Source organism: Variovorax sp. M-6 (assembly GCF_052114385.1).
In the GTDB taxonomy this organism is placed as follows: Bacteria; Pseudomonadota; Gammaproteobacteria; order Burkholderiales; family Burkholderiaceae_C; genus Variovorax.
Window position 1 is genome coordinate 309,350 of sequence record NZ_JBFREQ010000001.1, and the last position, 16,000, is coordinate 325,349.

Here is a 16,000-nt window from a genome sequence, read left to right on the forward strand (position 1 = left end):
CGAAAAGGATGCGGGGCGGATGGCGTTCAGACGAGACCGACGCCCAGGTAGCGGTCTTTCACTTCGTGGTCGGCAACGAAGCCCGCGTTGTCGGCCTCGTGCACGATCACGCCCTGCTCCAGGATGTAGTGCCGGTCGGCCAGCTGCACGCAGACCTCCAGGTTCTGCTCGACCAGCAGGATCGCCACGCCGGCGGCCTTGATCAGCTTCAGCTGGGCGACGATCTCCTCGACGATCACCGGTGCGAGGCCTTCCACCGGTTCGTCGAGGATCAGCAGGCGCGGGTGGTTCATCAGCGCGCGCCCGATGGCCAGCATCTGCTGTTCGCCGCCGGAAAGCTGGCCGCCGCCATTGCGGCGCCGCTCCTTCAGCCGCGGAAAGATGCGGTAGATGTCGTCGAGCTGCCAGGGCGAATCGCGCCGCTGGCCGAGCAGCAGGTTCTCCTCCACGCTCAGCAGCTTGAAGATGCCGCGGTGCTCGGGCACCAGGCAGACGCCGCGGGTCGCGATGCGGTGCGGCGGGAGGCCCGCGATGCCGGCCCCCTGGAACCGCACGCTGCCGCGGGTGGGTGTGACGGCGCCGGCAATGCTCTTCAGGGTGGTCGACTTGCCCGCGCCGTTGCGGCCCAGCAGTGTCACCACCTCCGCCTCGCCCACGGTCATCGAGACGCCCTGCAGCACATGGCTCTTGCCGTAGTGGCTGTGGAGATTCGCGACCTCCAGAATGGTGCTGGAACCGCTCATGCGCGCCCCCCGGTGATCATGTTGCCGAGATAGGCCGTGCGCACGCGCGGATCGGCGCGAATCTCGCCCGGCAATCCCTCGGCCAGGACGCGGCCCTGCTGCATCACGGTCACGGTGTCGGAGATGTCCATCACGATGTTCATGTTGTGCTCGATCAGAACCACGGTGTGGGCGTCGCGCAGGCCGCGGATCAGTTGCTTCATGTCGTCCAGGTCGTCGATGCCCATGCCCGAGGTCGGCTCGTCGAGAAAGATCGCCTTGGGCCGCGCCGCCAGCGCCATGCCGACTTCGAGCCGCCGCTGCTGGCCGTGCGAGAGCACGCTGGCCGGCGTGTCGGCCAGCCGCTCGAGCCCGATGCGCTGAAGCACTTCCGCCACGGTGTCGGCGCAGGAGAGCGCGCCGACCGGCGCGCGCCAGCAATTGAGCGCCCGGCGCGGCGTCACGCCCTGGGCCGCGAGCCGCAGGTTCTCGCGCACCGGCAGGCTGGCGAACAGGCTCGTGACCTGGAAGGAGCGCGCCATCCCGCGCTGCACCCGGCGGTAGTCCGGCTCGCGCGTCACGTCGTGGCCGTCGAACACGATCCGCCCGCCCGTCGTGGTGCCGGTGCCCGTGAGCATGTGGAACAGCGTGGTCTTGCCGGCGCCGTTGGGGCCGATCACCGAATGCACGGTGTTGGGCAGGATCCTGAGGTCCACGCCGCCGAGGGCGGCGAACTTGCCGTAGTGCTTGGTAACGCCGACGGCTTCGATCAGTGCGGTCTGCGTCATGCCTTCTCTCCCTGTCCGGCCAGGACCTTCGGCGGCGGCGCCCTGCGGAACACGCGGCGCCACGCGCTCTCGCCCAGGCCCCACAGACCGCGCTGCATGCCGATGCTCACGCCGATCAGCAGCAGCCCCAGCAACAGCAGCCATCGCGGCCACAAGGTCGAGAGCCAGTCGGCCAGCAGTACATAGAAGGCCGCACCCAGCACGGAGGCGAAGAGGTTGCCGGTGCCGCCGATCACGGTGATGACCAGGATCATCTCGCTCGTGTGGTATTCGGCATTCGAGAGCGGCGCGATGCCGGTCATCATCGCGTGCAGCCCGCCCGCCAGACCGGTGACCGCGCCCGAGATCACGAAAGCCAGCAGCTTGAAGCGCCGCAGGTTGTAGCCCACCGCGGCGGCCCGGTCCTCGTTGTCGCGGATGGCCAGCAGCGTGCGGCCGAAGATCGAGTCCGACACGCGCAGCAGCAATCCGAACGCGATCAGGAACACCACGGCGACGAAGGCGTAGTACTTCCAGGGCGTATCCATGAACGCAGGGCGCGGCACGTCGAGCAGCCCGTTGTCGCCGCCCGTGAGCCCCGAGGCGGTGTAGGCCACGAAGTAGAACATCTGCGCGAACGCCAGCGTGAGCATCACGAAGTAGGTGCCGCGCTGGCGGATGGCCACCCATCCGACCACCGCGGCGCCCAGCGCACCCATGGCGATGGCGGCGAGCAGCGCCAGCGGCATCGGCAGTTGCAGCCGGGTGAGCAGGATCGCGATGGTGTAGCTGCCCAGACCGAAGAAGATGCCCTGCCCGAACGACAGCAGCCCCGTGTAGCCCAGCAGCAGATTGCAGCCGACGGCCGCGAGCGCATAGATCAGGACCTCGCTCGCGAGAGTTCCCGAGCGCAGTACCAGGGGCAGGCCCAGCGCGACGATCAGCGCCAGCAGGAAAGTGATTTTTCTCGGCATGGTTTTCATCCTCGACGGCCGAGCAGGCCATGCGGGCGCAGCAGCAGCACGGCCGCCATCGCGATGTAGATCATCAGGCTCGCACCGGGCGGCCAGATGGTGCTCATGAGGCTTTGCACCACGCCGATGAGCAAGCCGCCCACCAGCGCCCCGCCGAAGCTGCCGAGCCCGCCGATCACCACCACCACGAAGGCGACGCCCAGCGCCTCGACCCCCATGAAGGGCTCGGCGCCGCGGATCGGCGCGGCCAGCACGCCGGCCAATGCGGCCGTCGCCGCACCCAGCGCGAACACCAGGCTGAACACGCGGAACACGTTGATGCCCAGCAGCGACACCATCTCGGTCGATTCGCTGCCCGCACGGACCGCGCTGCCCAGCCGCGTGCCCTCGAGCACCCACCAGAGCAGCACCGCCAGCACGGCCGTGAAGCCGATCACGAAGAGCCGGTACTTGGGATAGACGAAGGCGCCCCACATGACCACGCCCTGCAGCAGGTCGGGCGTCGGCACGCTGTTGCCGAGCGGCCCCCACAGCACGATCACGATCTCCTGCACCGCGAGCGCCAGGCCGACGGTGACGAGGATGTGGAACTCGTGCGCCTTGGCGTAGACACGGCGCAGCAGCAGCTTCTCGGCGGCCCATCCCAGCGCGCCGACGAACAACGGCACCAGCACCAGCGCGGCCCAGAAGTCCAGGCCCCACTGCATGGCCTGGAAGCACAGGTAGGCACCGAGCAGGTAGAAAGCCCCGTGCGCGAAGTTCACGAAGCGCAGCAGGCCAAACACGATGGACAAGCCAACGGCCAGCAGGAAATACAGCATGCCGATGCCGATTCCGTTGAGGGCCTGGAGCAGATAGACGGTCATAGATGTGAGTCGTGGCGGGATTGAGTGCACTGCCCCTTCCAGGAACACCGCGGAACCGGCTTTGCCGGGCCGCAGGTGTTGCCCCCTGCAAGGGGGTGGGCGGCCACACGCAGTGGGCAAGCCTGGGGGTTAGCCCAATTTGCAGCCGGTCTTGTCGATCGGAAGGAACGACTTGCCCGAACTGACCACGTCGACGAAGTCGGCCGGGTTCTTCATCTTCGACTTGGCCTTGCCCTTGAGCAGGTAGTAGTCCTTGATCACCTGGTGGTCGGCCTGACGGATTTCCTCGGTGCCCGTGAGGCCGTCGAACTTCATGCCTTCGAGTGCTGCGATCACGGCCTTCGGGTCCACCGTGCCGGCCTTGACAATGCCGTCGAGCAGGATCTTGGTGCAGACATAGGAGCCCGCGAGGCTGTAGTTGGGCACGATCTTGAGCTTGTCCGCGGTCCGCTTGACGAGGTCCCGGTTGAGCGGCGTGTCGGCCGTGTGCCAGTACTGCGCGCCGAAATAGACGCCGTCGCACAGATCGGCGCCCAACGACTCGAACTGCTCGAGCCCCGAGGCCCAGGCCATCAGGATCGTCATGTTCTTGTTCATCCCGAAGCTCACCGCCTGGCGCAGCGCATCGGAAGACTGCGCACCAAAGTTGAGCAGCAGCAGCACGTCGGGCTTGGCCGCTGCGGCGTTGGTGAGGTAGCCGCTGAACTCCTTCTCGTTGAGCGAGTGGTAGCTGTTGCCCACGTGCTCGATGCCCTTCTCCTGGAAGATCGCCTTGGCCGCGCCGAGCAGGCCTTCGCCGAACACGTACTGCGGCGTGATGGTGTACCAGCGCTTGGCGTTGGGCAGCGCCGCCGCCAGCGGACGTACCGTCTGCTCGATGGCACCGAAGGTGGGCACCGACCAGCGGAAGGTGGCGCTGTTGCAGTCCTTGCCAGTGATCTCGTCGGCCCCGGCCGTGGTGATGAAGAGCGCGCCGGCCTTCTCGGCCTCCTTGCCCATCGCCAGCGATTCCGACGACAGGATTCCGCCCGCGAAGAAGCGCACGCCCTGCTGCTGCGAGGCCTCCTGCACCTTGCGCACCGCGGTCGCCGGCTTGCCTTCGGTGTCGAGCACCGTGTAGGTCAGAGGCCGCTTGAGCACGCTGCCGTATTGCTCGATGGCGAGCTTCATGCCCAGGTCGGCGAACTTGCCGTTGGCAGCGAAAGCCCCCGACATCGGCACCGGACAGCCGAAGCGGATGGCGTCCGCCGATTGGGCGAAAGCGGCGCGGCCGGCCAGCAGGGAGGCGGGCGCGGCCGAGAGGGCGGCCAGCTGAAGAAGTTGTCTGCGTTGCATTTGAGCGCTCCGATCGTGGTGTGAAGTGAAAAAGTGGCTTCCGCGATGTGCGGCGATTTAACCGGATAAATTGGATTAATATGCTAGTGAAAACCCGTTAGCAATCGCCGTGCCTGCATCCACCCTTCCTTCACGAAAAAGCGCTGTCCGAAGCGCCAGTAAGATCGCGCGCTGGTGCGCATCTCCCGATGGGCATGGAGCGTGTGCATGACAGTGGGCCAACACCGTCCCAAGCGGCAAAAGCTCTCGGACGTCATCGTCGAAGACGTGAAGCGATGGATCGTTGCCGAGCGCAAGCAGCCCGGCGACCGGCTGCCGAACGAGAAGGAGCTGATCGAACTCTTCGGCTATTCGAAGAGCACGGTGCGCGAGGCGCTGAAGGCGCTGGAGGTGCGCGGGCTGATTTCGATCCGGACCGGGCCGGGCGGCGGCGCCTACCTGCAGCAGGTGTCGGTCGATCACGCCTCGGAGCCGCTGCGCAACTTCCTGCACTTCCATCACCTGGACGGGCATCACATCTACCAGTTGCGCAAGGCCCTGGAGCCCGAACTGGCCGTGAGCGTGGTGGGCCGGCTGACGCCGCAGCAGATGGAGCGCCTCGAAGAGAACATCCGCCTGTGCACCCAGGAGCCCACCTCGGAAGACGAGTTGCGCATCCAGCGCGAAGCCGAACTCGCGTTTCACACCATCCTGGCCGAAAGCTGCCCCAATCCGGTGCTCTCGTTCATGTGCCGCTTCCTCAACGACCTGCTGCGCGACCTCGTGGTCTACAAGAAGGCACTCGACCACCACCACTTCGGCGAGGCCAATGTCGACTACCACACCGAGTTGCTGGCGGCCTACCGCAACGAAGACGCCGAGACCGTGCGCCGCCTGATGGCCGAGCACATGGCCGACGCGGAAGTCCACATGCACGAGATGGAAGCGCACATCGGCGCCAAGCACCTGCTGCTGCCGAGCGGCCAGCGCTGAGCGTGGGCCTCAGGCCGGCAAAGGCTGGCCGAATTCGTCGAGCACCGCCGCTGGCCTCCTGGAGGCCTCCTTGTGGCAGCCGCTCACAGCGCGCAGGTCCTGAAGCCGACGAAGCCGTCGTCGCGATCGGGTAGCGCGAAGCCGCGGCGTTTCAACGAACGCAGGCGCGCGCGGGTCGCAAAGGAAGCGCCGCGCAGCACGCGGGCATGGCCGAAGGCGGGCCCGGGATCGAACGCCGTGTCCATGCTCCAGGGGTCGGCACGGAAGCCGGGCCAGGGCTGCAGCGTGCCGGCGGTCCACTCGTGCACATCGGCCCAGCGGAAGCCGCGGCGGGCGGCGGTGTGGGCGGCGATTTCCCATTCGACCTCGGTGGCCATGCGCCGGCCGGCCCAGCGCGCCCAGGCATCGGCCTCCCACCAGGCGACGTGAACGGCGCTGCGGTTGCCCGCTGCGCGCACCGTGCGGCCGAACTGCTGCTGCAGCACCGAGCCCCCGGTGCCATGGCGCGCCGCGCCGATCTGTTCCACGTGACGCGGTCCGCGCCGCCCTTCGGCCTGCTGCGCCAGCCACGCCAGGCCCTCGGGTCGCCAGAGCTCGGGCCGGTCGTAGCCGCCGTCGTCGACGAACTCGACATACTGGCTCCAGGTGACGGGCTGGGCATCGATCTCGAACTCGGGCACGTCGACGCGCTCGCAGCCCCGCTCCTGCGCGAAAGCGAAGCCGGTCTCCGGCAGGCCGAGTTCCCACACGGTGGCGGGCACCGAGAGCGGCGGTCGCGTCACCGCGGCCGGCGGCATTTCGACCGCCAGCGGCAAGCCGAGGGTCTGCGCCATCACGAGCAGTTGCTCGCCGCGCAGGTCTTCGTGAAACAGCGCCAGGCGATAGAAATAGAGTCCGGCGTCGGTCTCGGCCGCATGTTCGAGCAATTCGAGCGTGCTCTCGAGCGTGTCGAGCAGGTAGGCCTTGGTCTGCGCCAGATCCGGCAGGTCGGGCGCGCCACGGTCGGCCGGCGCGCGCTGCGAGGGACTCCACCACGCGTCGGCCTGCGGCTCGATCGAAGCCAGCCGTGTCGGCCGGACCGGGCAATCGGCGCCGAAGGCGCGCTGCGCGTTGCGCGCGATCCACCACTCGGAGAACCAGCCGACATGCCCGGCCAGCCAGACCGGCGGATCGACACCTTCGACCCGGGGCACGACCAGCGTCGATGAGCCCAGCGCCTGCTCGTAGAGCGCCAGCAGATGCAGCGTGTGGTTGCGGGCGTCGATCAGGGCCAGCGACAGCAGCTCACGGCCGGCCCGGCGCATGTCCGGCGAGTCGATCGAATGCGGCAGCCCGGGGGTGCCGAACGGCGTCGATGACGGCGGACTCGAAGGCATCGCGCATTATGGCGACGGCCGGCCGCAAGCCGGGCAAACCCCGGCGCGCCTCATAGCTTTGCGCCTTGCAGGAAGGCGTCGAACGGCGCCTCGGTGAAGCGGTCGGCGAACAACCGGTTCTGCTGGAAGGCGCGGTAGTCGTCGTGGATCTTCTTCCACGCCGGGTTGCCGGCGCCCAGTCCGCGGCACAGCTCCATGGATTCCTTGAAGGCGGCATCCAGCACCGGCCTGGGGAAGGGCTTCAGCTGCGCGCCGGCACTGGCCAGCTGTCGCAGCGCCCCCGGATTGCGGACGTCGTACTTCGCCAGCAACTCGACATGCACCGCGGCGCTCGCGGCCGACAGAATGGCCTTGTACTCTGCGGTGAGCGCATCGAAGGCCTTCTGGTGCACCAGCAGGTCGAGTTGCATCGCCCCGGACCACCAGCCCGGGAAGTGGCAGATGCGCGCCACCTTGGGCAGCCCGAGCTTCTGGTCGTCGTAGGGGCTCAGGCCCTCGGCCGCGCCGATGCCGCCCTTGGCGAGTGCGTCCCGGATGTCGACGCCCGACGCCGGGCCCTGCACCACCGCGCCCAGGCGCGCGAGCACGCGCCCCGCCAGTCCGTCGAAACGGACCTTCAGGCCCTTGAAGTCGCGCACGCTGCGGATCTCGTGCGCGAACCAGCCGAGCCGCTGGGCACCCGCGCTGCCGCACGGGAAATAAAGCGCACCGAAGCCGGCGTGGAACTCGCGGGCGAGCTTCAGGCCGTTGCCCTCGGTCATCCATGCACTCAACTGCCGCGCGTTCATGCCGAAGGGGATCGCGCCTCCGAGCGCGAAGGCCTCGTTCCTGTCGACGAAGAACGAAGCCGCCGTATGGCAGGCCTCGATGGCGCCGCGCTGCACGCCGTCCAGCACGCCCTGGGGCGACATCAGTTCGCCCGCGGCATGGACCTCGATCTGGAACCGGCCGCCGCTCATTTCGCCGACCTTCCTGGCGAGGGTCTCGGCGGCGCCGAACAGCAGGTCTTGCGACTTGGCGAAGCTCGACGCCAGGCGCCAGCGCGTCAGCGCCTGCGCATGCGCGGCCGGCGCGATGCCGGCCGCCAGCACGCCGGCGATACCGCCACGCTGAATCAGAAAACGACGTTGCATCGAGTGAAACTCCAGGAAATCCCCCAAGACGGGGACGCGCGATTGTAGGAATCACCGCACGCGCACCTTATAAAATGGCCGCCCCCGTTCCTCCCTTTCCTCGAAAGACGATTCCAATGAGACACCTCCCGTTCAAGACTTCGCTGCTGGCCCTGGCGACTTTCGCCGCCTTCGCCGCCCAAGCCGCCGACCTGAAGATCGGCGTCGCCGAAGCCCTGTCGGGCAGTGCCGCCCAGTACGGCGTCGCGATCCGCAACGGCTTCGAGCTGGCGGCCTCCGAGATCAACGCGGCCGGTGGCATCAACGGCAACAAGATCGAGCTGGTCGTCGCCGACGAGCAGGGCAAGAAGGAAGAAGCGATCAACGTCTTCAAGAAACTGATCTTCCAGGACCAGGTGCTGATGGTCTTCGGCCCCACCCTGTCGAACTCGGCCCAGGCCGCCGACCCGATCGCCCAGGCCGCCAAGACCGTGGCCTTCGGCACCTCCAACACCGCCGACGGCATCACCTCGATCGGCGACCACGTGTTCCGCAACTCGGTGACCGAAGCCGACGTGCTGCCGGAGACCATCAAGACCGCGGTCAAGAACGCCGGCATCAAGAAGGTCGCGGTGCTCTACGGCAACGACGACGTCTTCACCAAGAGCGGCTACGACAACTTCAAGAAGGCGCTTGAAGACCTGAAGATCCCGGTCACCACCACCGAGACCTTCGCCAAGGGCGACGTCGACTTCAAGGCCCAGCTGACCAAGATCAAGGCCAGCGGCGCCGATGCGATCGTGCTGTCGGCCCTGCTCGCCGAAGGCGCGCCGATCATGGTGCAGGCCCGCCAGCTCGGCCTCAACGTGCCGATCATCGGCGGCAACGGCATGAACTCGGTCAAGGTGTTCGAGCTCGCCAAGGGCCAGTCCGACAACCTCTACGTCGGCAGCCCCTGGTCGGCCAGCAACGCGACCCCCGAGAACAGCAAGTTCATCAAGGCCTACAACGACAAGTACAAGACCGCGCCCGACCAGTTCGCAGCGCAGGCCTATGACGCGATGTACATCGCGGCCCAGGCGCTCAAGGGCGTCAAGCTGACCGGCAACCTGACGACCGACCGTGCGGCGCTGCGCGACGCGCTGCCGAACGCCAAGTGGACCGGTGCCACGGGCGCCTTCCAGTTCCGCCGCGCCACCGACAAGACCGGCAAGCCGGCCGGCTACGACGCCCAGCAGACCCCGATCGTCAGCGTGACGAAGGGCTCCGAGTTCGTGATCTCCAAGTAACTCCCCCAGGTTGGCTCACTTCGTGTAGCCGCCCACCCCCTCGCCGGGGGCAACACCTGAAGCCCGGCAAAGCCGGTTCTTCGGTGTTTCACGAACAGCGGGGACCGGCCTTGCCGGCCCCGCTCTCTTCCTGAACGGAACTTCCATGCTTGAACAGCAACTCGTCAACGCCTTGTCGCTCGGGTGCGTCTATGCGCTTTTCGCGCTCGGCTTCACCCTGATCTTCGGCGTGCTCGGCGTCATCAATCTCTCGCACGGCGCGGTCTTCATGGTCGGCGCCTATGCCGCCGTCCAGGCCATGGCGCGCTTCGATCTGCCCCTGTGGGCCGGGCTGCTGTTCGCCTTCGTCTTCTGCGGCCTGCTGGGCCTGCTGATCGACTTCCTGGTGCTGAAGCCGCTGCGCGCGCGCAACGCACCCCACCTGATCCCGATGATCGCCACCATCGGCGTCGCGATCATCCTCAACAACGGCGTGCAGGGCATCTTCGGCGCCGAGAACGTGCGCTTCCCGGCCGGCGTGGTGTCGGGCGAATCGCTCGATCTCGCAGGCCTGCACCTGACCGCACTCGAGCTGGGCATCATCCTGCTGTCCTTCGTGCTGATGGCGGTGCTGATGGTGGCGCTCAAGCGCACCCAGCTCGGCCGCGCGCTGCGCGCGATCGCCGAATCGCCCAAGGCGGCCTACCTGCTCGGCATCAACGTCGAGGGCCTGTTCTTCCTGACCTCGTTCGCGGCCGCCGCGCTCGGCGGGCTGGCCGGGGTCCTGATCGGCCTCTACTCCAATGCCGTGTTCCCGCTGATGGGCCAGCCGATGCTGCACAAGGGCATCGCAGTGATCATCCTCGGCGGCATGGGCGACATCCGCGGCGCGATGCTCGGCGGCCTGTTCCTCGGCTTCGCGGAGGTGCTGTCGGTGGCCTACATCGGCTCGACGATGCGCGACGCGGTCGCGTTCGGGCTGCTGTTCCTGGTGCTGCTGGTTCGACCCAAGGGCCTGTTCGGCTCCATGCAGGAACGCAAGGTCTAGGCATGGACGCACTCAACAATTTCTGGTCGGTCTACAGCAACCTGGTGCTCACGCTGGGCACCAATGCCCTGCTGGCGCTGTCGATCTGGCTCACCCTTTCGTGCGGCATGCTGGCCATGGCCAACGCCGCCTTCATGGGCATCGGCGCCTACACCTCGGCGATCCTCACGATGACCTACGGCGTGCCCTTCCCGGTCGCGATCGCGGCCGGCATCGCGGCGCCGGCGCTCACCGCCTTCGTGATCGGCAAGCCCACGCTGCGGCTCTCGGGCGTCTACCTGGCGATGGCCACGCTGGCCTTCGGCGAAGTGGTGCGCATCGTGGTGCTCAACGCCGAGTCGCTGACCGGCGGCGCGCTGGGCCTCAACGGCATCCCGCCCGTCACCCAGTGGTGGCACGTCGGGCTGGCGCTGGTGCTGGTGCTGATGGGCCTGTGGCGGATGCGCCGCTCCAAGGTCGGCCGCGCCTTCGAAGCCATCAAGGAGGACGAGACGGCCGCCGGCCTGATGGGCATCGACGTCGGCGCCCACAAGATGCTGGCCTTCGTGCTCGGCGGCGCGATCGCGGGCCTGGCCGGCGTGCTCAACGCCCACCAGACCTTCTTCATCGGCCCGAACGAGTTCGGCTTCGACCGCGGCGTCGACATCCTCACGATGACCGTGCTGGGCGGCATCAACGGCCTGACCGGCCCGGTGCTCGGTGGCGTGATCCTCACCATCCTGCCCGAGGCGCTGCGCGCCTTCGGCGACTTCCGTCTCGTGGTGAACGGCGTGATCCTGGTGCTGATCGTGCTGTTCCTGCCCAAGGGCATCTGGGACCCGGCGCGCTTCCGGCAATGGTTCGGGCGCAAGGGGGTTGCGGCATGAGCACGCCTCTTCTCCAACTCGACGGCGTCTCGCGCCATTTCGGCGGGCTCAAGGTCCTCCAGGACGTGAACCTCGAGGTGCCGCAGGGCGGCATCTTCGGCCTGATCGGCCCCAACGGCGCCGGCAAGACCACGGTCTTCAACCTCACCACCGGCCTCTTGCCGACCACCGGCGGCACGATCCGCTTCGAAGGCCGCGACCTCGCCGGCATGAAGCCGCACGACATCACGCGCGGAGGCATCGCGCGCACCTTCCAGAACATCCGCATCTTCAAGGAGATGTCGCTGCTCGAGAACGTGATGGTCGGCATGCACGCCAAGCTGCGCTATGGCGGCTTCGGCTTGCTCGCTTCGTCGGGCCTGTTCCGCAGCGAGGAGAAGCGCGCCCGCGACCGTGCGCGCGAACTGCTCTCGTGGGTCAAGCTCGACCACAAGGCCGGGGACACCGCGGACAACCTGTCCTACGGTGACCAGCGCAAGCTCGAACTCGCGCGCGCGCTCGCCACCGAACCGAAGCTGCTGCTGCTCGACGAGCCGGTGGCCGGCATGAACAGCAGCGAGAAGACCGACCTGATGCACGAGATCCGCAACATCAGCGGCCGTGGCTACACCATTTTCATGATCGAACACGACATGCGCTTCGTGATGGGCTTGTGCGAGCACATCGCCGTGCTGAACTTCGGCCGCATCATCGCGCGCGGCGGCCCGGACCAGATCCGCAACGATCCGCAGGTGATCGAGGCCTACCTGGGCCGCGAAGAGGACGAAGCGAGCAACGAGGGAGCAGCGGCATGAGCGCGTCTTCCCCCCTGCTCAAGGTCGAGGGCCTGAAGGTCTCCTACGGCCACATCGAGGCCGTCAAGGGCATCGATTTCGAACTGCACGAGGGCCAGATCACCACCCTGGTGGGCGCCAACGGCGCGGGCAAGTCGACCACGCTGCTGGCGCTGTCGGGGCTGGTGGCGAAGGCGGCCGGCCGCGTGCTGCTCGGCGGCCAGGACCTGAGCGCGCTGTCGCCGCACAAGATCGTCGCCTCCGGCATGGTGCAGGTGGCCGAGGGCCGCGCCACGCTGACCACGCTGACCGTGCGCGAGAACCTCGAGCTCGGCGCCTACACCCGGCGCGACAGCCGGGCGCAGCGCGCCGCCGACCTCGACCATGTCTACGCGCTGTTCCCGCGGCTCAAGGAACGTGCCGACGGGCTGGCCGGCAATCTCTCGGGCGGCGAGCAGCAGATGCTGGCGATCGGCCGCGCACTGATGGCGAAGCCGCGCGTGCTGCTGCTCGACGAGCCCTCGATGGGGCTGGCGCCCATCATCGTGCAGGACATCTTCCGCACGCTGCGCGAGATCAACAAGGCCGGGCTGACCGTGTTCCTGGTCGAGCAGAACGTGCGCCAGGCGCTCAAGATCGCCGACCGCGCCTACGTGCTCGAGACCGGCAAGATCGTGCTGGAAGGCAGCGGACGCGAACTGCTCGGCAATCCGAAGGTGCAGGACGCGTACCTGGGGGGCTAGGCGAACCTGGCGCGGATCGACTGCTCGATCCCCGCCGCATCGAGCCCGATCCCGGCCAGCAGCTTGGCCGGATCCCCATGCTCGATGAAGCGGTCCGGCAGCCCCAGCTGCAGCACCGGCTTCTGCACGCCCGCGGCCTGCAGCGCTTCGAGCACCGCGCTGCCGGCACCGCCCATGATCGCGCCCTCTTCGAGGGTGACGATCGCGTCGTGCGTGCCCGCCACCTTCAGTAGCAGTTCGACGTCCAGCGGCTTGGCCCAGCGCATGTTGACCACCGTGGCGTCGAGCGCCTCGGCCGCCTGCAGCGCCGGATAGAGCAAGGTGCCGAAGGCCAGGACCGCGATGCGCTTGCCTTCGCGACGGAGCTCGCCCTTGCCGAACGGCAAGGCGTCGAGCGTGAGATGCGGCGTGACGCCGGCACCCGCGCCACGCGGGTAGCGCACCGCCACCGGATGGTTCTGCGCATAGGCCGTCGTCAGCAGTTGCCGGCATTCGGCCTCGTCGGCCGGGCAGGCCACGCTCATGTTCGGGATGCAGCGCAGGAACGGGATGTCGTAGGCGCCCGCGTGCGTCGCACCGTCGGCCCCGACCAGGCCGGCGCGGTCGAGCGCGAACACCACCGGCAGGTTCTGGATCGCGACGTCGTGGATCAGCTGGTCGTAGGCGCGCTGCAGGAAGGTGGAATAGATCGCCACCACCGGCTTGAGCCCCTCGCAGGCCAGGCCGGCGGCGAAGGTGACGGCATGCTGCTCGGCGATGCCGACGTCGTAGTAGCGGCCGGGGAAGCGCTGCTCGAACTCGACCAGCCCCGAGCCTTCGCGCATCGCGGGCGTGATGCCGACCAGCCGGCCATCCTGCGCCGCCGTGTCGCACAACCAGCTGCCGAAGACCTGCGTGAAGGTCTGCTTGGGCGCGGTCGCGGGCTTGACCAGGCCGACCGCCGGATCGAACTTGGAAGGCCCGTGGTAGGCCACCGGGTCGGCCTCCGCCAGCTTGTAGCCCTGGCCCTTCTTGGTGACCACGTGCAGGAACTGCGGGCCGTCCAGGTGCTTGAGATTCTCGAGCGTGGGCACCAGCGAGTCGAGGTCGTGGCCGTCGATCGGGCCGACGTAGTTGAAGCCGAACTGCTCGAACAGGGTGGCCGGGACCACCATGCCCTTGGCATGCTGCTCGAAGCGCTTGGCCAGCTCGAACAGCGGTGGCGCGGCGCGCAGCACGGTCTTGCCGACGTTCTTCGCGGCGGCGTAGAAGTTGCCGCTCATGAGCTGCGCCAGATAGCGGTTGAGCGCGCCGACCGGCGGGCTGATCGACATGTCGTTGTCGTTCAGGATCACCAGCAGCTTGCAGTCGCAGACGCCCGCGTTGTTGAGCGCCTCGAAGGCCATGCCGGCGGTCAGCGCGCCGTCGCCGATGATCGCCACCGAATGGCGGTCTTCGCCCTTCTGCTTGGCGGCCATCGCCATGCCGAGCGCGGCCGAGATGCTGGTCGACGAATGCGCCGTGCCGAAGGTGTCGTACTCGCTCTCGCTGCGCTGCGGAAAGCCCGAGATGCCGCCGAGCTGGCGCAAGGTCGGCATGCGCTCGCGCCGGCCGGTGAGGATCTTGTGCGGATAGGTCTGGTGGCCCACGTCCCACACCAGCCGGTCGTGCGGCGTGTTGAAGACATGGTGCAGCGCGACCGTGAGCTCGACCGTGCCGAGGTTGGAGCTCAGGTGGCCGCCGGTGCGCGAGACGTTGTCGAGCACGCAGGTGCGCACCTCGTCGGCCAGTTGCTTGAGCTGCGCACGGTCGAACTGGCGCAGCGCGGAAGGATCGTGGAGGGTGGGAAGCAGCGGAGCCATGGGGAGTGTCTTGTTGTTATCTGTCGCGATCCACGACCATGTGGGCCAGCGCGCGCAGCGCGCCGGTGTCCGCCAGGCCGCTGCGATCGAGTGCGGCGAGCGCCTGGTCCAGCAGCGCGCGGGCCTGCGCGCGGGCGCCTTCCAGGCCCAGCAGCGACACATAGGTGGGCTTGTCGCTCGCGGCATCCTTGCCGGCGGTCTTGCCGAGGGTTTCCGAATCCGCGATCACGTCCAGGATGTCGTCGACCACCTGGAACGCCAGCCCCAGCGCTGCGCCGTAGTCACGCAACGCGGCCAGCGACGCGAGCGATGGCGCATCGCCGCAGGCTGCGCCCATCTCGACGCTGCCCTGCAGCAGCGCGCCGGTCTTCAGCCGGTGCATTTCGCGCAGTTGGGCCTCATCGAGCGCCAGGCCGACGCTGGCGAGGTCGATCGCCTGGCCGCCCGCCATGCCCTGGCTGCCGGCAGCGCCGGCCAGCAGGCGGCAAAGCTGGGCCTGCACCGCGGGCGCCACCTCGTCGCCGGCGGGCGTGAGCAGTTCGAAGGCCAGCGCCTGCAGGGCATCGCCGGCCAGCAGTGCACCGGCCTCGCCGAACTTGACATGCACCGTCGGCTTGCCGCGGCGCAGCACGTCGTTGTCCATGCACGGCAAGTCGTCGTGCACCAGCGAATAGGCGTGGATCAGTTCGACCGCACAGGCCGCGCGCAAGGCGGCCGGAGGCCGGCCGCTCACCGCCTCGCTGGCCGCGAACACCAGCAGGGGCCGCAGCCGCTTGCCGCCGTCGAGCACCGCGTAGCGCATGGCGTCGCCCAGCTGCGCCGGGGCGTCGACGCCGACCCATTGCGACAGCGCGGCTTCGACGCGCGTCAGATGCGGCTCGCTCCAGGCGGCCAGGCGCGCCGCGTCCCAACGCAGGGCGCCGCTCATTCGGCGGCCCAGGCCTTGAGGCTGCCTGCGTCGAGCACCTTGATCTGGTCCTCGACCGCCTGCAGGCGCTCGCGGCAGAACGCGAGCAGCACGGCGCCACGCTGGTAGCTGCCGAGCAACTGGTCGAGCGGCAACTGGCCGGATTCGAGTTCGGTCACGAGTTGTTCGAGTTCCTGGAGCCCGGCTTCGTAGCTCGCGGGCAGGGCACCGGTGTCGGGCGAGGCAGGCACGGCGGCCGATGGGGGGGATGGCACCTTTGGCATTCAGGAGTTTGGCGTGAAACGCGCCATTTTAGGGCGGGGGCAGAGCGCAGCGCCGGCCGCCCCAGGCGAGCGCTCACCGCAGTGGGCACCGCGAAGGTCAGGCAATGGGGTCGCCGAGGGTACAATCCCCCTCTCCCAAAAGCCGG

Annotated in this window: 16 protein-coding genes; 6 read left to right on the plus strand and 10 right to left on the minus strand. The window is 68.2% G+C overall.

The genetic code is table 11. From position 1 onward, the window contains the following. Positions 1-26: 26 nt before the first annotated feature. From AB4Z46_RS01535 to AB4Z46_RS01555, 5 genes are all read right to left on the minus strand, one after another. A complete protein-coding gene (locus AB4Z46_RS01535; RefSeq protein WP_442281705.1) occupies positions 27-743 on the minus strand; it encodes an ABC transporter ATP-binding protein in 717 nt (238 codons plus the stop codon). Next, positions 740-1,510: an ABC transporter ATP-binding protein gene (locus AB4Z46_RS01540; RefSeq protein ID WP_442281706.1), complete on the minus strand. Its 771-nt coding sequence runs from the start codon at positions 1,508-1,510 to the stop codon at positions 740-742. The genes AB4Z46_RS01535 and AB4Z46_RS01540 overlap by 4 nt, the downstream gene beginning before the upstream one ends. After that, positions 1,507-2,463 (minus strand): branched-chain amino acid ABC transporter permease, encoded by a 957-nt coding sequence (locus AB4Z46_RS01545; RefSeq protein ID WP_442281707.1) that lies wholly within the window; start codon positions 2,461-2,463, stop codon positions 1,507-1,509. The genes AB4Z46_RS01540 and AB4Z46_RS01545 overlap by 4 nt, the downstream gene beginning before the upstream one ends. 5 nt (positions 2,464-2,468) lie before the next feature. Further along, the gene (locus tag AB4Z46_RS01550) at positions 2,469-3,329 is read right to left on the minus strand and encodes a branched-chain amino acid ABC transporter permease (protein ID WP_442281708.1); all 861 of its coding nucleotides are present in this window, start codon (positions 3,327-3,329) and stop codon (positions 2,469-2,471) included. A gap of 129 nt (positions 3,330-3,458) precedes the next feature. Beyond that, positions 3,459-4,664: an ABC transporter substrate-binding protein gene (locus tag AB4Z46_RS01555; protein WP_442281709.1), complete on the minus strand. Its 1,206-nt coding sequence runs from the start codon at positions 4,662-4,664 to the stop codon at positions 3,459-3,461. Between the two features lie 207 nt (positions 4,665-4,871). Here AB4Z46_RS01555 and AB4Z46_RS01560 point away from each other — a divergent pair, with 207 nt between their 5' ends. Continuing rightward, a complete protein-coding gene (locus AB4Z46_RS01560; RefSeq protein ID WP_442281710.1) occupies positions 4,872-5,636 on the plus strand; it encodes a FadR/GntR family transcriptional regulator in 765 nt (254 codons plus the stop codon). A gap of 83 nt (positions 5,637-5,719) precedes the next feature. Here AB4Z46_RS01560 and AB4Z46_RS01565 read toward each other — a convergent pair whose 3' ends face one another. Together AB4Z46_RS01565 and AB4Z46_RS01570 are read right to left on the minus strand one after the other, a co-directional pair. Further along, the gene (locus tag AB4Z46_RS01565) at positions 5,720-7,012 is read right to left on the minus strand and encodes an SUMF1/EgtB/PvdO family nonheme iron enzyme (RefSeq protein ID WP_442281711.1); all 1,293 of its coding nucleotides are present in this window, start codon (positions 7,010-7,012) and stop codon (positions 5,720-5,722) included. 50 nt (positions 7,013-7,062) lie between these two features. After that, positions 7,063-8,145, minus strand: a complete 1,083-nt coding sequence (locus AB4Z46_RS01570) for a TRAP transporter substrate-binding protein (protein WP_442281712.1) — start codon at positions 8,143-8,145, stop codon at positions 7,063-7,065. A gap of 116 nt (positions 8,146-8,261) precedes the next feature. Between AB4Z46_RS01570 and AB4Z46_RS01575 the strand changes: the two genes are divergently transcribed. The 5 genes from AB4Z46_RS01575 (at position 8,262) to AB4Z46_RS01595 (ending at position 12,822) form a co-directional block, all read left to right on the plus strand. After that, the gene (locus AB4Z46_RS01575; RefSeq protein ID WP_442281713.1) at positions 8,262-9,413 is read left to right on the plus strand and encodes an ABC transporter substrate-binding protein; all 1,152 of its coding nucleotides are present in this window, start codon (positions 8,262-8,264) and stop codon (positions 9,411-9,413) included. Positions 9,414-9,558: 145 nt separating this feature from the next. Next, on the plus strand, positions 9,559-10,440 hold the full coding sequence (locus AB4Z46_RS01580) for a branched-chain amino acid ABC transporter permease (protein ID WP_442281714.1): 882 nt from the start codon (positions 9,559-9,561) through the stop codon (positions 10,438-10,440). Between the two features lie 2 nt (positions 10,441-10,442). Then, positions 10,443-11,306, plus strand: a complete 864-nt coding sequence (locus tag AB4Z46_RS01585; RefSeq protein WP_442281715.1) for a branched-chain amino acid ABC transporter permease — start codon at positions 10,443-10,445, stop codon at positions 11,304-11,306. Further along, a complete protein-coding gene (locus tag AB4Z46_RS01590) occupies positions 11,303-12,100 on the plus strand; it encodes an ABC transporter ATP-binding protein (protein ID WP_442281716.1) in 798 nt (265 codons plus the stop codon). Before AB4Z46_RS01585 ends, AB4Z46_RS01590 begins: the two co-directional genes overlap by 4 nt. Continuing rightward, the gene (locus AB4Z46_RS01595; protein ID WP_442281717.1) at positions 12,097-12,822 is read left to right on the plus strand and encodes an ABC transporter ATP-binding protein; all 726 of its coding nucleotides are present in this window, start codon (positions 12,097-12,099) and stop codon (positions 12,820-12,822) included. Before AB4Z46_RS01590 ends, AB4Z46_RS01595 begins: the two co-directional genes overlap by 4 nt. Here the strand turns inward: AB4Z46_RS01595 and dxs are convergent. Genes dxs through xseB form a run of 3 tightly spaced genes read right to left on the minus strand, consistent with a single transcriptional unit; the run spans position 12,819 to position 15,854 of the window. Continuing rightward, positions 12,819-14,663, minus strand: a complete 1,845-nt coding sequence (gene dxs / locus AB4Z46_RS01600) for a 1-deoxy-D-xylulose-5-phosphate synthase (protein WP_442281718.1) — start codon at positions 14,661-14,663, stop codon at positions 12,819-12,821. The genes AB4Z46_RS01595 and dxs overlap by 4 nt on opposite strands. Positions 14,664-14,679: 16 nt before the next feature. Beyond that, positions 14,680-15,591, minus strand: a complete 912-nt coding sequence (locus AB4Z46_RS01605; RefSeq protein WP_442281719.1) for a polyprenyl synthetase family protein — start codon at positions 15,589-15,591, stop codon at positions 14,680-14,682. Then, positions 15,588-15,854, minus strand: a complete 267-nt coding sequence (xseB, locus tag AB4Z46_RS01610; protein WP_442281720.1) for an exodeoxyribonuclease VII small subunit — start codon at positions 15,852-15,854, stop codon at positions 15,588-15,590. The genes AB4Z46_RS01605 and xseB overlap by 4 nt, the downstream gene beginning before the upstream one ends. Between the last annotated feature and the right edge of the window lie 146 nt (positions 15,855-16,000).

What these genes read in the sequence shown, in the direction of transcription:
- AB4Z46_RS01535 (WP_442281705.1), bottom strand. Translation starts at nt 743, where the DNA reads ATGAGCGGTTCCAGCACCATTCTGGAGGTCGCGAATCTCCACAGCCAC.
- AB4Z46_RS01540 (WP_442281706.1), bottom strand. Translation starts at nt 1,510, where the DNA reads ATGACGCAGACCGCACTGATCGAAGCCGTCGGCGTTACCAAGCACTAC.
- AB4Z46_RS01545 (WP_442281707.1), bottom strand. Translation starts at nt 2,463, where the DNA reads ATGCCGAGAAAAATCACTTTCCTGCTGGCGCTGATCGTCGCGCTGGGC.
- AB4Z46_RS01550 (WP_442281708.1), bottom strand. Translation starts at nt 3,329, where the DNA reads ATGACCGTCTATCTGCTCCAGGCCCTCAACGGAATCGGCATCGGCATG.
- AB4Z46_RS01555 (WP_442281709.1), bottom strand. Translation starts at nt 4,664, where the DNA reads ATGCAACGCAGACAACTTCTTCAGCTGGCCGCCCTCTCGGCCGCGCCC.
- AB4Z46_RS01560 (WP_442281710.1), top strand. Translation starts at nt 4,872, where the DNA reads ATGACAGTGGGCCAACACCGTCCCAAGCGGCAAAAGCTCTCGGACGTC.
- AB4Z46_RS01565 (WP_442281711.1), bottom strand. Translation starts at nt 7,012, where the DNA reads ATGCCTTCGAGTCCGCCGTCATCGACGCCGTTCGGCACCCCCGGGCTG.
- AB4Z46_RS01570 (WP_442281712.1), bottom strand. Translation starts at nt 8,145, where the DNA reads ATGCAACGTCGTTTTCTGATTCAGCGTGGCGGTATCGCCGGCGTGCTG.
- AB4Z46_RS01575 (WP_442281713.1), top strand. Translation starts at nt 8,262, where the DNA reads ATGAGACACCTCCCGTTCAAGACTTCGCTGCTGGCCCTGGCGACTTTC.
- AB4Z46_RS01580 (WP_442281714.1), top strand. Translation starts at nt 9,559, where the DNA reads ATGCTTGAACAGCAACTCGTCAACGCCTTGTCGCTCGGGTGCGTCTAT.
- AB4Z46_RS01585 (WP_442281715.1), top strand. Translation starts at nt 10,443, where the DNA reads ATGGACGCACTCAACAATTTCTGGTCGGTCTACAGCAACCTGGTGCTC.
- AB4Z46_RS01590 (WP_442281716.1), top strand. Translation starts at nt 11,303, where the DNA reads ATGAGCACGCCTCTTCTCCAACTCGACGGCGTCTCGCGCCATTTCGGC.
- AB4Z46_RS01595 (WP_442281717.1), top strand. Translation starts at nt 12,097, where the DNA reads ATGAGCGCGTCTTCCCCCCTGCTCAAGGTCGAGGGCCTGAAGGTCTCC.
- dxs (WP_442281718.1), bottom strand. Translation starts at nt 14,663, where the DNA reads ATGGCTCCGCTGCTTCCCACCCTCCACGATCCTTCCGCGCTGCGCCAG.
- AB4Z46_RS01605 (WP_442281719.1), bottom strand. Translation starts at nt 15,591, where the DNA reads ATGAGCGGCGCCCTGCGTTGGGACGCGGCGCGCCTGGCCGCCTGGAGC.
- xseB (WP_442281720.1), bottom strand. Translation starts at nt 15,854, where the DNA reads ATGCCAAAGGTGCCATCCCCCCCATCGGCCGCCGTGCCTGCCTCGCCC.